Source organism: Bradyrhizobium erythrophlei, assembly GCF_900129425.1.
Taxonomy (GTDB): domain Bacteria; phylum Pseudomonadota; class Alphaproteobacteria; order Rhizobiales; family Xanthobacteraceae; genus Bradyrhizobium; species Bradyrhizobium erythrophlei_C.
On sequence record NZ_LT670817.1, the window covers coordinates 2,597,403 to 2,611,069 of the forward strand.

The following is a 13,667-nucleotide window of genomic DNA, read 5'->3' on the forward strand; positions in this document are numbered from 1 at the left end:
CCGTTTGGTCTTCGTCATTCCGGGGCGCGCGAAGCGCGAACCCGGAATCTATCTACAGATTCCGGGCCTGGTCCTTCGGACCATCCCGGAATGACGAACGTTGTTATCGCTCGTTTGTAAAAATAATCGTGCCACTCGCCGCGAACATGCCGCCGACGCCGTGGCAGACCGAAATCTTGGCGCCCGGCACTTGCGCCGGCGCGATGCCGCGCATTTGCCGCACGCTCTCCTGCAGTGCGTACATGCCGTACATGCCCGAATGCATGTAGCTCAGGCCGCCGCCATTGGTATTTAGCGGCAGCTTGCCGCCGGGACGGGTGTTGCCGTCGGCGATGAATTTTCCGGTCTCTTCGTGCGGCATGAAGCCGAGATCGCCGAGCCCATAGAGCGGCAGATGCGCGAAGGCATCGTAGATCATGAGGTGATCGACGTCTTTATGCGAGATGCCGGCTTCCTTGAAGGCCAGGGGCCCTGCCACCTTGAACGCGCGCGAACTGTCAAAAGTCTGCATCTGGCTGACCATCGGCGTTTCCACGCTCTCGCCGGTGCCGAGGATATAGACCGGCTTGGTCGGAAAATCCTTAGCGCGGTCGGCCGATGTCAGGATCAGTGCGCCGCCGCCGTCGGTGACGAGGCAGCATTGCAGGATACGGAATGGATAGGCGATCATCCGCGAGTTCAGGACGTCCTCGACCGTGATCGGCGCCTTCATGGTGGCGCGTGGGTTCTTCGCGGCCCATTCGCGCTGCACCACCGCGACCATGGCGATCTGCTCATGGGTGATGCCATGGGTCTTCATGTAGCGCAGCACGGGAATCGGAAACATGCTGGCGGGAGTCGAGACGCCGTAAGGCAATTCGAACTGGCCGTTGAGGCTATCGGGTCCGATCATGCGCGGGGTGCGGCCGATGTTCGACTTGCCGCTTTCGGCGTGCGTGATCAGCACCGTCTTGCACAGCCCGGCCTCGATCGCGGCGGCGGCATGGCGGACATGCAGCATGAAGGAACAGCCGCCCACCGAGGTACCGTCGACCCAGGTCGGGGTGATGCCGAGATAATGCGCGATCTGCTGCGGCGTCTCGACCGCGGTGGCAAAACCGTCGATATCGGACAACTTTAGGCCGGCATCGGCGATGGCGTTGAGCGCCGCATCCGCGTGCAACTGGATTTGCGAGACATTCGGGATCACGCCGAGTTCAGTGGTTTCCGCAGCGCCGACGACGGCGACCTGATTTCTTCGCATGATGTTACCCCTTCGCCGGACGGAACAAGGGAAGGGTGATCTTGTCGTCGAGCTTCTCGAACGCGACTTCCAGTTTCATGTCGAGTTCGAGCGCCTCCGGGGTCTGCGGACAATCGACGATGTTGCTCATCAAGCGCGGACCTTCGTCCAGTTCCACCACCGCGATGGCGTAAGGTGGGGTGAAGCCCGGCACCGGCCGGTGATGGATGACGTAGCTGTAGAGCTTGCCCTTGCCGCTGGCCTTGAACACGCTGACCTTGCGCGAGGCGCAGGCCGGGCAGAACGGGCGCGGCGGGAAATACACGTTGGCGCAGGCGTCGCAACGCTGCAGGCGCAATTCGCCTGCCTGCGTGCCATCCCAGAAATGCTGGGTTTCCGGCGTCGGTTTCGGTCGTGCGCGCGCTGGCTCGGCCATGGCGGTGATTCCTCCCTCGGCGGGGCCAGCTTCGGCCCGCCGGCTCCGATCTTGATGCGACATTGGACGGTCCGGCGTCAACGGTCCAGCGGACTCGCCGCATGCCGCGTATTCCGGTACAGGCACTATGGCCTGGCCCCGGGGGCGCTTGTATCCCTGTGACCGCCCGCGCTATTGTCCGCGCGAAACGAAGAAAATCGGGAGGATTTCATGTTGAAGATGACGGGCGCGGTGCTGGCCGCAGCTATGACGCTTGCCGCGCCGGCCTTTGCCGCCGATGCGCCGGCGGAAATCAAGATCGGCACGCTGTATGCGTCCTCCGGGCGCTACGCCTCGATTTCGATGCCGGTTTTCAGCGCGTTGAAACTCTGGTCCGAACAGAAAAACGCCGAGGGCGGCGTCTACGTGAAGGCGTTCGACAAGAAAATTCCCGTCAAGCTTGTGGCCTACGACGATCAAAGCAATACCGCCACCGCATCGACGCTCTACAACCAGTTGATCACGCAGGACAAGGTCGATCTCTTGGTCGCCGACTCCGGTTCGGTGCTGACCGCGCCCGCGGTTGCGATCGCGCGCGACCGCAAGATGTTCCTGTTCGACCAGACCGGCACCGGCGCCAGCTTCTTTTCCAAGGACAATCCCTACATCGCGCTGATGGCGGACCCGGTTTCGACGGTCTGGCCCAAGCCCGTGGCGGATTTTATTTCACACGACGGGCCGGGGCTCGGGATCAAGAGAGTCGCGATTTTGTATTCGACCAATGAATTCACCGGCACCCAGGCCAACGCCTTCCGCAAATTCGTCAAGGACTCCGGCGCGCCGATCGAGATCGTCTACGATCAGGGCATTCCGACCGAAACCACCAATTACACGGTCATCATCAATAACATCAATAACACCAATCCGGATGCGGTGATTCATTTCGGCTACGCGCCGAACGACATCGCGTTTTTGCGCAACGTCGCGGATGTCGGCGTCAAGTTCAAGATGCTGTTCTGCATCTATGCGGGGCTGGAGACCGAACTGCTCGAGAAGAACGTCGGCGAGAAGGGCCTCGAGCATGTGTTCACTTACGTGCCTCCCTCCGAACTTGAATATCCCGTCAATTTCGGCATGAACATGAAGGATTATCGGGCGGCCTGGGACAAGAAATATCCGGACGGCAAGATCGAATTCGGCTTCAACGCGGTTGCCGGCTACACCACCGGGCTCATCATCGAGAAGACGCTTTCGGTGGCGACCAGCCTCGATCAACTCGAACTGCGCCGAGCAACGTTCAGCCTGTCCGGTCAACTCAAGACGCTCGACGGCACCTTCGCGCTCGACGAGACGGGCGGCCAGATCGGCGAACTGACGCCGCTCGGGCAGCTCGAACTCAACGAACACGAACACATCAAGTTCGTCTCGGTGTATCCGCACGAAACCGCCACCGGCAAGCCGGTCTATCCGCGCCCATGAGGCGATCGCGGACCACGAACCGGACGCCGGGGGCGAAGGGCTGATGCTGACTTACGCGCTCGTCGCCGGCGTTCTGTTCGGCCTGTATTTCAGCCTGGTTGGGATCGGCCTCAATCTCGTGTTCGGCGTCATGCGCATCGTCAACCTTGCGCATGGCGACTTTCTGATGCTCGGCGCCTTCGTCGCGTTCGGGGTCGTGACGCTGGCCGGCATCGATCCGTTGTTCGCGGTGCCGCTCGCGTTCGTGATCTTCGTGGCGGTGGGCATGCTGCTCTATTGGGTATTGGTGCCGCGGCTGCAGGGTTCGGTGAACCCGGAGATGCTGTCGATCATCCTGTTCTTCGGGTTGTCGCAGGTGATCGAGGCCGTCACGACGATTTTCTTCGGTACCAGCGAACGTTCGATCCAGAGCCGCGCGCTCGGCACCGTGCTTTCGACCATCAAGGTCAAGCTGTTCGGCGGCAAGCCGGACGCAGCCGGACCGGTGCAGATCTTCGGTCAGGGATTTCCGGCGTCCTGGGTGATCGCGGCCATCACCAGCCTGATCGCGATCGCGCTGGTGTACGTTTATCTGTACCGCACCCGCCTGGGCACCCTAACCCGCGCTGTGATGTCGCGGCGCGATGAGGCGTTCGCGACCGGCATCGACGTCGATCGCGTCTCGGCGGCGGCATTCGGCATCGGATTGGGGCTTGCCGCGGTGGCCGGCGTCTTCGCGCCCTTCATGTTCGGATCGGTGACCCCGGCGTTCGGCGCTGATGCGACGGTCACGTCATTCGCCATCGTGGTGCTGGGATCGCTCGGCAATCCCTTAGGGACGGCGCTCGGCGGCGTGGTCTACGGCGTCTGCTACATGCTGGTGCAGACCTATCTCAGTTCATGGGCCGACCTTCTGCCCTATGTGCTCTTGATCTTCATCCTGCTGCTGCGTCCGAGCGGTCTGCTCGGAAGGCGGGTGCGCGTTGCCTAGCGCCGTCAGACACATCCTGTTCATCGTCGTGCCGCTGATCGCCGTGTTTGCGGTGCTGCCGGGCATTTATCAAAACCATCTGCTGCTGTTCAATTTCGTGATCTTTCTGATTCTCGCCCAGGGCGTGAACATCATCTACGGTTTCACCGGCTATCTGCCGTTCGGCTATGTCGGCTTCTTCGGCGCCGGCGCCTATGGTTTTGCGATCCTGGTGATGAATTATCAGGCGCCCGCAGCACTCGCGGTGATCGTGGGCGGATTGGTCGCGGTCGCGCTGGGGCTGTTGCTGACGCCGCTGTTGCGGCTCTCCGGCGCCTATTTCGCCATCGCCAATCTCGCCGCCTCGCTGGCGGTGCTTCACTTCGTCGCCAACCCGGCGCTCGAGAACATCACCCGCGGGCCCTACGGCGTCTCGCTGACCGGCACGTTCAATCCGACGCTGGCCTATACTGCCGCGCTCGTGGTGCTGGCGCTGACCCTCGGCGCCGTCGTGTTCCTGAAAAACTCGCGCTTTGGTCTCGCCTTGCAGGCGGTGCGGGAAGACGCGGTCAGCGCCTCGATGGCCGGGGTCAACGTGGTGCGGATGCGGGTGATCGCGTGGCTGGCGTCCGCGCTGGTGGCGGGTCTGGCCGGCGGCGTCTATGCCTGGTATGTTTCGGTATTCTATCCCGACAATGTCTTTAGCGGCGATTTTTCGATCTTTGCCATCGTGTTTGCGCTGTTCGGCGGCGTGGCCACGATCTCCGGCCCGATCGTCGGCGTCATTATCCTGTATGGCATCTACAATCTGATTGGCTTCACCACGCCGCAATATTTTCAATTGATCTACGGTCTGTTGATCATGGGGCTGGTGCTGTTTCTCCCCGCGGGCCTGGTCTCGCTCGCAACCCGAAGAGGGTGGCATGTCCCCTGAAGGCGCGCCCATTCTCAACGTGACAAAACTGACAAAACGCTTCGGCGGGTTCTACGCGCTCGACGGCTTGAGCTTCCATGTCGCGGCAGGCGAAATTCTGGGATTGGTGGGGCCGAACGGCTCCGGCAAGACCACCGCGATCAACGTAATCTCCGGGCTCTATGCCCCTGATGGCGGCGAGGTGGTGCTGGATGGGGCTGATATCGGTGGGGTCGTCTCCCACAAGCTGGTCCATCGCGGCATCAATCGGACCTTCCAGGTTCCGAAACCGTTTTTGTCGCTGACGGTGCGGCAGAATATCGAGGTCGCGCTGGCCTATGGGCGTGCCGCGGTGGCGCCGCCGACCATGGCCGCGCTGCTCGACGAATACCGGCTCGCCGAGGTCGCCGACCGCACCGCAGCCGACCTTAACAACGCGCAGCAGAAGATGCTCGATCTGGTCCGTGCGCTCGCCACCCGTCCGCGGCTGCTGCTGCTCGACGAACTCGCCGCCGGACTCAATCCGGCGGAACTCGACTGGATCGCCGAACGCATCAAGGCGCTGGCGCAGAGCGGGATGGCCATCATCGTCGTCGAGCACCTGATGGGATTCATTGAACACATCACCGACCGCGTCATTGTCATGAATGCCGGCAAGGAGATTTTCGAAGGCAAGCTCGCGGTCGCGGTGCAGGTGCCGCAGGTCATCGAGGTGTTTCTGGGAGGCGAGCATGCCGCCTGAAGCCGCGTTGCTGCAGGCCACGGGCGTCGACGCCGGCTACGGCACCATGCAGGTGCTCTGGGGCGTCGATCTCGATGTGCGATCAGGCGAGACCGTACTGCTGCTCGGCGCCAACGGCGCCGGCAAGACCACGTTTCTCAAATCGCTGGTCGGTCTGATCGAGGCGCGGCAGGGTTCGATCCAACTCGGCGGCGAAGATGTGACGCGGATGCGCTCCAGCGACCGGATGCGGCTCGGCATGACCTACATGTCGGAACTCGCGGTATTTCCGGACCTTTCGATCGAGGAGAACATCCGGGTCGGGGCGCAGGCACTCGGCCATGCCGATCCCGGTGCCCGCGTCGAGGAACTCTATGGCCTGTTTCCGGCATTGCGCGAAAAACGACGGGCGCCGGCCTCCAGTCTGTCCGGCGGCCAGCGCAAGATGCTCGGCATCGCCAAGGCGCTTGCCGCCGAGCCGCGGCTTCTGGTGATGGATGAACCCTCGGCCGGGCTGTCGCCGTTGTTCGTCAAGGAAGTCATCCGCATCCTCAGCGATCTGCGCAGGCGTGGGCTGGCGCTTTTGATCGCCGAGCAGAATATCGGTTTCCTCGAAGTGGCGACGCGCGTATTTGTGCTGGAAGGCGGACGCATCCGCTTTTCCGGCACTGTGGCGGAAATGACCGATAACGAAGCGCTGCGGCGTGCCTATTTCGGGCTGAAGTGATGCGAACGATCAGGATAGGATCCGGTGCCGGCTATTCGGGCGACCGCATCGAGCCCGCGGTCGAACTCGCCGAAAAGGGCGACATCCAGTATCTGGTGTTCGAATGCCTCGGCGAGCGCACCGTGGCGCTGGCGCAGCAGGCGCGCATGAAGGATCCCGACAGCGGCTATGATCCGCTGCTCGAGGAGCGAATGCGCGCGGTGCTGCCGATCTGCGCGGCCAGGGGCATCAGGATCGTCACCAATATGGGCGCGGCCAATCCGGTCGCCGCAGCCCGCAAGACCGCCGAGATCGCCAAATCGCTGGGACTGTCTTCGCTGAAGGTCGCCGCCGTGGTCGGTGATGACGTGCTCGATGCCTGCAAGGACGGCGATCTCAAGATCATGGAATTCGACGGCACCATCAGGCAGCTCGGCAACCGGCTGTTGTCGGCCAATGCGTATCTCGGTGCCGAGCCGATCGCGCAGGCCTTGACCGGCGGCGCCGATATCGTGATTACCGGCCGCGCGTCGGATCCCGCGCTGTTTCTGGCGCCGATGATCCATGCCTTCGGCTGGGCGATGGATGACTGGAATCTGCTGGGGCAGGGCACCGTCGCAGGCCACCTGCTCGAATGCGCGGGGCAAATCACCGGCGGCTACTTCGCCGACCCCGGCTACAAGGACATCTCCGATCTGGCGCGGCTCGGCTTTCCCATCGGCGAAGTCGGCGAGGACGGCAGCCTTGTCATCACCAAGGTCGCAGGCTCCGGCGGCGCGGTGACGGCGCAAACCTGCAGGGAGCAACTGCTCTACGAGGTGCATGACCCCCGGCAGTATATTCAGCCCGATGTGGTGGCGGATTTCTCGCAGGTAAAGGTCGAGGAGATCGCGCTGGATCGGGTGCGCGTCAGCGGTGGGCGTGGCACCAAACGCACCGAGACGCTGAAAGTCTCGGTCGGCTATGTCGACAGTTTTATCGGCGAGGGGCAGATTTCCTATGCCGGTCCCGGCGCACTGGCGCGCGGACGGCTGGCGCTGGAGATCGTTCGCGAGCGGCTGAAACTCACGGGCGTCGCGGCCAGCGAATGGCGGTTCGAACTGATCGGCGTCGATTCGCTGCACGGCCCTGATGTCTCCGCGCGCGCGAGCGAGCCTTACGAGGTACGCGTTCGCGTCGCCGGCCGCACCGAAAACCTGCGTGAGGCCGTCAGGATCGGCAACGAGGTCGAGACGCTCTATACCAATGGCCCGGCCGCCGGCGGCGGCGCGTTCAAATCGGCCCGCGATGTGGTCGCGGTGGCATCCGTGTTGCTGCCGCGCGAACTTGCGAAGCCGCAAGTCCGTTTCGTGGGGCTTGAATGATAAAATTGCGCGAGATCGCCCATTCCCGGACCGGCGACAAGGGCAACACCTCGAACATCTCGGTGATTGCCTATGATGAGAAGCACAATCCGCTGCTGGTTCAGCACGTCACCAGCGCGCGGGTGAAAGCGCATTTTGCCGCCGTTGTCGAAGGCGACGTGGTCCGCTACGAGCTGCCCAACATATCAGCGTTGAATTTCGTCATGACGGGGGCACTCGGCGGCGGCGTGACGCGGTCGCTGGCGCTCGACGCGCATGGCAAGTCGCTTAGCTCGGCGCTGCTAGATATGGATATCGAAGACGGCCTCGATCTATAATCGTCATGCCCGGCCTTGTGCCGGGTATCCACGTCTTTAAGGTCGCAGATAGAAGCAAGACGTGGATGGCCGGGACGAGCCCGGCCATTACGGAGAGAATCGACGATGAAAAACACTCCCACACTCGCTACCCTGGCCGAGGATCTCGACAGCGGCCGCACCAGCGCCCGCAAGCTGGTCGACCAATGCCTGGCCCGGATCGCCGACGCCTCGGGCGAGGGCGCGCGCGCCTTCATCCATGTCGATGCCGAAGCCGCGATCGAGGCAGCGGAAGCGATGGACCGGCTGCGCGAGGTGAAGGCGGCGCCGTCGCGCTATGCCGGCATTCCCGTCTCGATCAAGGATCTGTTCGACATCAAGGGGCAGGTCACCCGCGCCGGCTCGCGCGCGCTCGACGATTCACCGCCGGCGGAAGCCGATGCGTCCGCGGTGGCGCGTCTGCGCCGCGCCGGTTTTGTGGTGATCGGCCGTACCAACATGACCGAATTCGCTTTTTCCGGGATCGGCATCAATCCGCATTACGGCACCCCGAAGGGGGCGTGGCGGCGCGGCGTCGGCCATGTGCCCGGCGGGTCGTCGTCGGGTGCCGCGGTATCGGTCGTCGACGGCATGGCGCACGGCGGGCTCGGCACCGATACCGGCGGCTCGTGCCGGATTCCGGCCGCCTTCAATGGCATCGTCGGCTTCAAGCCGACCCAGCGGCGCGTTCCGCTCGACGGCGGCGTGCCGCTGTCGTTCACGCTTGACAGTTTCGGGCCGCTGGCGCGCACGGTCGGGTGCTGCGCGGTGCTCGACGCCGTGCTCGCCGACGAAACGGTCGCCCCGCTGCAGCCGCGTTCGATCAAGGGGATGCGCCTGGCGGTGCCGACCACGGTCGCGCTCGACGAACTCGAGGATGACGTGGCGCGGACATTCGAGCGCGCGCTGGAAACGCTGTCGCGCCAGGGCGCGCTGATCGAGCGGATCGCGGTGCCGGAATTCCTCGACGTTGCCGTGATGAACGCCAAGGGCGGTTTCGCCGCGGCTGAAAGTTATGCCTGGCATCGCTATCTGATCGCCAGCAAGGGCGACGTCTACGATCCCCGCGTCTCCAGCCGGATCATGCGCGGCGAAAGCCTGAGTGCCGCCGACTATATCGACTTGCTGGCCGCGCGGCGGTCGCTGATCGCGCGCACCGAAAAACGCCTCGCCCCCTATGACGCGCTGGTTCTGCCGACCACCGCCAACACGCCGCCGCGCATCGCCGATCTCGCCGACGACAAGGCTTTTACCAAGGCGAACCTGCTGGCGCTGCGCAATTGCACGCTGATCAACATGATCGACGGCTGCGCGATCTCGCTGCCCTGTCATCGCGAGGGCGAGGTGCCGGTCGGGCTGATGCTGGCGTCATCGGGCGGTGCGGACCGCCGCATCTTCGAACTCGCGGCAGCAATGGAGGGTGTCATCCGTGTTTGATCTGGCATTCACCATCGACACCCAGTCCGCCTCGACGCCACTCACGCTGCCGATCGACCAGGCCGTGATCGCCGGCTGGACCGGCCGCGATCCGGTGGCGCGTGACAAGCATATCGCCGAACTCGAAGCGATCGGTATCGCGCGGCCGGCGTCGACGCCGATCTATTATCGGGTCTCGGCGCGGCGGTTGACCACGGAAGACAGCATCGAGGTCAGCGGCACCGAATCCAGCGGCGAGGTCGAATTCGTGCTGATCGGCTGGCAGGGCCGCATCTTCGTCGGCGCCGGCTCCGATCACACTGATCGCAAGGTGGAAACCTACAGCGTCACGGTTTCCAAGCAGATGTGCGACAAGCCGATCGCGCCGGTGCTGTGGGAACTCGAGGAAGTTGCCGGCCATTGGGACCGGATGATCCTGCGTTCGTTCGCGTGGATCGACGGGGCGCGGGTGCTGTACCAGGAGGGTACGCTTGACGCCATGCTGCCGGTGGAGGAACTCGTTCATCGCGGTTTTGCAGGCAAGGGACTGCCGGACGGCTGCGCCATGTTCGGCGGCACTTTTGCGGCCAAGGGCGGCATCCGGCCCGCCAGCCGGTTTGAATTCGAGCTTGAGGATCCCGTTCTCAAGCGGACGATACGCCACGCGTATGATGTAATTGAGCTGCCGGTGCTGGGGTAACTGGTCGTCCCATCTTCGTCATTGCGAGGAGCGCTTGCGACGAAGCAATCCATCTCTTTCCGGATCGCCGCCATGGATTGCTTCGCGGAGCCTGTCATCGGGCGCGCGTTCGCGCGACCCGGTGGCTCGCAGTGACAGGAGAGGGCGGTTCTCCCGGAAATCGGGTGGCGGAAGGTGACGCGATTTGAGAGATTGTCGCCATGAAATCGCAAGCCAAAACCACTATCCTTCCCGCACCTTCCTCGGACTTCGCCGCGCGCGTCGATGCGATCGACTGGACAGAAGCCAGCCGCGATCTCGACGCCCAGGGCTGCGCGGTCCTGAAGGGCTTGCTCTCCCCGGACGAGTGCCGTGGGCTCGCCGCTCTCTATCCGGACGACACTCGCTTCCGCAGCCGGGTGGTGATGGGGCGTCACGGCTTCGGGCGCGGCGAATACAAATATTTTTCCTATCCGCTGCCTGACCCGATCGCGCAATTGCGGCCGGCGCTGTATGCGCAGCTTCGTGACGTCGCCAATCGCTGGAACGAGGCGATGGGCATCGATATCCGTTATCCCCAAGGCCACGAAGAATTCCTGAGGCGCTGCCATGCCGCCGGCCAGACCCGGCCGACCCCGCTGCTGCTGCAATACGGCGAAAGCGACTACAACTGCCTGCATCAGGATCTCTACGGCGAACACGTGTTCCCGCTGCAGGTTGCGTTCCTGCTGTCGGAACCGGGGCGTGATTTCACCGGCGGCGAATTCGTGCTGACCGAGCAGCGGCCGCGGATGCAGTCGCGGCCCGAGGTGGTGCCGCTCGCGCAGGGCGACGCGGTGGCTTTTGCCGTGCATCACCGACCGGTGCAGGGGACGCGTGGATTCTATCGCGTTAACCTGCGCCATGGCGTGAGCCGGATTCGCTCCGGCCATCGCCATACCCTTGGCGTGATCTTTCACGATGCGAAGTGAGTGCGAGGCTCGTTGACTGCGGATCTGCTTGAAAACGCGCCCGATGTTCGCCCGTCGCAGCAACCGATGGCGGAAGGTGCCGTGCTGCTGCGCGGATTCGCCAAATCACTAGAAGCCGATCTGCTCGCTGAGCTCAGCGATATCGTGGCGCAGTCGCCGTTTCGCCACATGGTCACGCCCGGCGGCCATCGGATGTCGGTGGCGATGACGAATTGCGGCAGCCTCGGCTGGGTCACCGATCGCAGCGGCTATCGCTACGATGCCCGCGATCCCGAGGCTGCAAGGCCGTGGCCGGCGATGCCGCCCTCGTTTCGCGAGCTTGCCCGACAAGCGGCGGCACAGGCAGGGTTCGGTGGATTTTCGCCGGATGCCTGCCTGGTCAATCGCTACCAGCCCGGCGCCCGCATGTCGCTGCATCAGGACAAGGACGAGCACGATTTCGGCGCGCCGATCGTCTCGGTTTCGCTGGGTTTGCCTGCCGTCTTCCTGTTCGGCGGCTTGAAGCGCGCCGACAAACCGCAACGCTTCCGGCTCGAACACGGCGACATCGCGGTGTGGGGCGGCCCGGCGCGACTGAGGTTTCACGGGGTCGCCCCGCTTGCGGACGGTGAGCACGCGTTGATGGGCCGGCAACGCATCAATCTGACATTCCGCAAGGCGCGGTGAGCTTTCTTACCCTCTCCCCTTGTGGGAGAGGGTGGCTCGAATGAGCGAAGCGAATTCGAGACGGGTGAGGGGTTCCGGTCTATCGATGGACCGGAACCCCTCATCCGGCACGGACTGACGTCCGTGCCACCTTCTCCCGCAAGGGGAGAAGGGAAAAAGAAGCGTCGCCCCGGAATGACGACGACTATTGTTACGGCCTCGTCGGATGAATGAACTCCCACGGGCTGATCTCGGAATCCCTGGGCACTTCGATATCGATGAGGTAAGGACCGCCGTCCGCCAGCGCCTTTTCCAGTGCCGGGCGGAATCCATCAGGCGACGTGACGCGCGCAGCGCCAACGCCGAAGGATTCCGCGAGCTTGACGAAATCCGGATTGACCAGGTCGGACGCCACCACGCGGCCATCGAAACGTTCCCGCTGGTCGCGCCGTACGTTGCCGTAGGCGTTGTTGTTGAACACCAGCGTGACCACGCCGATGTTGAACTGGACCGCGGTCGCCAGTTCCTGCACCCCGAACATGAAGCCGCCATCGCCTGTGATCGCGACCACCGGCCGGTCGGGATTGGCGACCTTGGCGCCAAGCGCGGTCGGAAAGCCCGAGCCGAGCGTGCCCTGATAGCCCGAGGTGACGAAGGTACGCGGCTCATAGATCGGAAAGCCGTACCAGGAGGCAAAGCCGACCTGCGACAGCTCGTCGGTGACAATGGCATTCGACGGCAGCACCTCGCGCAGAATATTCAGGTAAGCCATCTGCGGCTGGATCTTCTGGATCTGCTCCAGCGCCGCTGCCGAAGCCTCGCGGATCGCGGCGCGACGGCCGCTGGTTTTGCGGTAGCCGGCCCTTCTGACCGCCGCGAGCAGATCACTTGTGCCGGCGCGTGCATCGGCGACCACGGCGGCATCCGGCGCAAGCCGGCGCATTTCCGACGGGTCGATATCGATACGAATGGATTTCAGGCCGTCCGGCCGAAACGGCCATCGGAACGACGAGGCCGGCAATTCCATGCGTGTGCCGATTCCGATCATGAGGTCGGTCTTCGGCCACAGCCGGTAGGCCGCCGCCATCGTCAGCCCGAGTTCGTGCGCGTTGCTGACGATGCCGCGTCCGCTGCGGAACGCCACCACCGGCGCGTCGATCAGTTCGGCGAGTTCGAGGATTTCATCGCGCGCGTCAATGGCGCCGCTGCCGACGAAGATCATCGGCGTCTTGCTGCCGGCGATCAGCGCGGCGGCGGCCTTGACGCGTTCGGGATCGGGCTGCGGCGCCGGAAACGAATCGAACGGCTTCGATGGACCGGTTTCCGCGCGCTGCGTGAACACGTCCCATGGCATCTCAAGCGCGACGGGCCCGCGCCGTCCCGACAGCATTTCCTGGAATGCGCGCGACACCAGCGCCGGCGCCGCGTCGGGATATTCGATCCGGTCGGCCCATTTCACGAAGGTTCGCAGCGTCGCGAGCTGATCGGGCATCTCGTGCAGATGGCCGCGGCCCTTGCCGAGAAACGCCGTCGGCACCTGTCCGGTCAGGCACAGCACCGGTTCGTTCGATCCGAGTGCCGTCAGTAGGGCCGCGCCGGCATTGAGCACGCCGGGGCCCGGCACCACGCTGAACACGCCGGGCCTGCCGGTGGATCGCGCGTAGCCATAGGCCATGTAGCCGCAGGCCTGCTCGTGGCGGGCGCCGATCACCTTGAGCTGCGCCTGCTGGAACGCGTCGAACAGGCCGTAGATCTGGGCGCCGGGCAGGCCGAATACGGTATCGACGCCGTGTGCGACCAGGCCGCTGACGATGGCTTCGCCGCCGGTAGATGAAGTCATGGTTTCTTCCAA

The 13,667-nt window shown here is 63.9% G+C and carries 14 protein-coding genes; 11 read left to right on the plus strand and 3 right to left on the minus strand.

Annotation, left to right across the window (positions count from 1 at the left end):
• Window positions 1-103 precede the first annotated feature (103 nt).
• Both B5527_RS12065 and B5527_RS12070 read right to left on the minus strand, forming a co-directional pair.
• Window positions 104-1,243, minus strand: a complete 1,140-nt coding sequence (locus B5527_RS12065) for a thiolase C-terminal domain-containing protein (protein ID WP_079601486.1) — start codon at window positions 1,241-1,243, stop codon at window positions 104-106.
• A 4-nt stretch (window positions 1,244-1,247) separates the two neighbouring features.
• Window positions 1,248-1,658 carry a Zn-ribbon domain-containing OB-fold protein gene (locus B5527_RS12070; protein ID WP_079601487.1) on the minus strand — a complete coding sequence of 137 codons (411 nt, stop codon included), beginning with the start codon at window positions 1,656-1,658 and terminating at the stop codon, window positions 1,248-1,250.
• Between the two features lie 210 nt (window positions 1,659-1,868).
• Between B5527_RS12070 and B5527_RS12075 the strand changes: the two genes are divergently transcribed.
• The 11 genes from B5527_RS12075 to alkB all read left to right on the plus strand — a co-directional run bounded on the left by B5527_RS12075 (window position 1,869) and on the right by alkB (window position 11,836).
• Window positions 1,869-3,116, plus strand: a complete 1,248-nt coding sequence (locus B5527_RS12075) for an ABC transporter substrate-binding protein (RefSeq protein ID WP_079601488.1) — start codon at window positions 1,869-1,871, stop codon at window positions 3,114-3,116.
• A 43-nt stretch (window positions 3,117-3,159) separates the two neighbouring features.
• Window positions 3,160-4,086 (plus strand): branched-chain amino acid ABC transporter permease, encoded by a 927-nt coding sequence (locus B5527_RS12080; protein WP_079601489.1) that lies wholly within the window; start codon window positions 3,160-3,162, stop codon window positions 4,084-4,086.
• On the plus strand, window positions 4,079-4,999 hold the full coding sequence (locus tag B5527_RS12085; protein WP_079601490.1) for a branched-chain amino acid ABC transporter permease: 921 nt from the start codon (window positions 4,079-4,081) through the stop codon (window positions 4,997-4,999). Before B5527_RS12080 ends, B5527_RS12085 begins: the two co-directional genes overlap by 8 nt.
• Entirely contained in the window at window positions 4,989-5,720 is a 732-nt protein-coding gene (locus tag B5527_RS12090) for an ABC transporter ATP-binding protein (protein ID WP_079601491.1), read from the plus strand. The genes B5527_RS12085 and B5527_RS12090 overlap by 11 nt, the downstream gene beginning before the upstream one ends.
• On the plus strand, window positions 5,710-6,426 hold the full coding sequence (locus B5527_RS12095; RefSeq protein ID WP_079601492.1) for an ABC transporter ATP-binding protein: 717 nt from the start codon (window positions 5,710-5,712) through the stop codon (window positions 6,424-6,426). The genes B5527_RS12090 and B5527_RS12095 overlap by 11 nt, the downstream gene beginning before the upstream one ends.
• Window positions 6,426-7,769, plus strand: a complete 1,344-nt coding sequence (locus tag B5527_RS12100) for an acyclic terpene utilization AtuA family protein (RefSeq protein ID WP_079601493.1) — start codon at window positions 6,426-6,428, stop codon at window positions 7,767-7,769. The genes B5527_RS12095 and B5527_RS12100 overlap by 1 nt, the downstream gene beginning before the upstream one ends.
• Window positions 7,769-8,086 (plus strand): AtuA-related protein, encoded by a 318-nt coding sequence (locus tag B5527_RS12105; RefSeq protein ID WP_079607236.1) that lies wholly within the window; start codon window positions 7,769-7,771, stop codon window positions 8,084-8,086. The genes B5527_RS12100 and B5527_RS12105 overlap by 1 nt, the downstream gene beginning before the upstream one ends.
• 105 nt (window positions 8,087-8,191) lie before the next feature.
• Window positions 8,192-9,541 carry an amidase gene (locus B5527_RS12110; RefSeq protein ID WP_079601494.1) on the plus strand — a complete coding sequence of 450 codons (1,350 nt, stop codon included), beginning with the start codon at window positions 8,192-8,194 and terminating at the stop codon, window positions 9,539-9,541.
• Window positions 9,534-10,220 carry a DUF2848 domain-containing protein gene (locus tag B5527_RS12115; protein WP_079601495.1) on the plus strand — a complete coding sequence of 229 codons (687 nt, stop codon included), beginning with the start codon at window positions 9,534-9,536 and terminating at the stop codon, window positions 10,218-10,220. The genes B5527_RS12110 and B5527_RS12115 overlap by 8 nt, the downstream gene beginning before the upstream one ends.
• Before the next feature lie 200 nt (window positions 10,221-10,420).
• The gene (locus tag B5527_RS12120) at window positions 10,421-11,170 is read left to right on the plus strand and encodes a 2OG-Fe(II) oxygenase (RefSeq protein ID WP_079601496.1); all 750 of its coding nucleotides are present in this window, start codon (window positions 10,421-10,423) and stop codon (window positions 11,168-11,170) included.
• A gap of 12 nt (window positions 11,171-11,182) precedes the next feature.
• On the plus strand, window positions 11,183-11,836 hold the full coding sequence (alkB, locus tag B5527_RS12125; protein ID WP_079607237.1) for a DNA oxidative demethylase AlkB: 654 nt from the start codon (window positions 11,183-11,185) through the stop codon (window positions 11,834-11,836).
• Between the two features lie 190 nt (window positions 11,837-12,026).
• Here the strand turns inward: alkB and B5527_RS12130 are convergent, their stop codons facing one another.
• Window positions 12,027-13,655: a thiamine pyrophosphate-dependent enzyme gene (locus B5527_RS12130; RefSeq protein ID WP_079601497.1), complete on the minus strand. Its 1,629-nt coding sequence runs from the start codon at window positions 13,653-13,655 to the stop codon at window positions 12,027-12,029.
• Window positions 13,656-13,667: the final 12 nt, after the last annotated feature.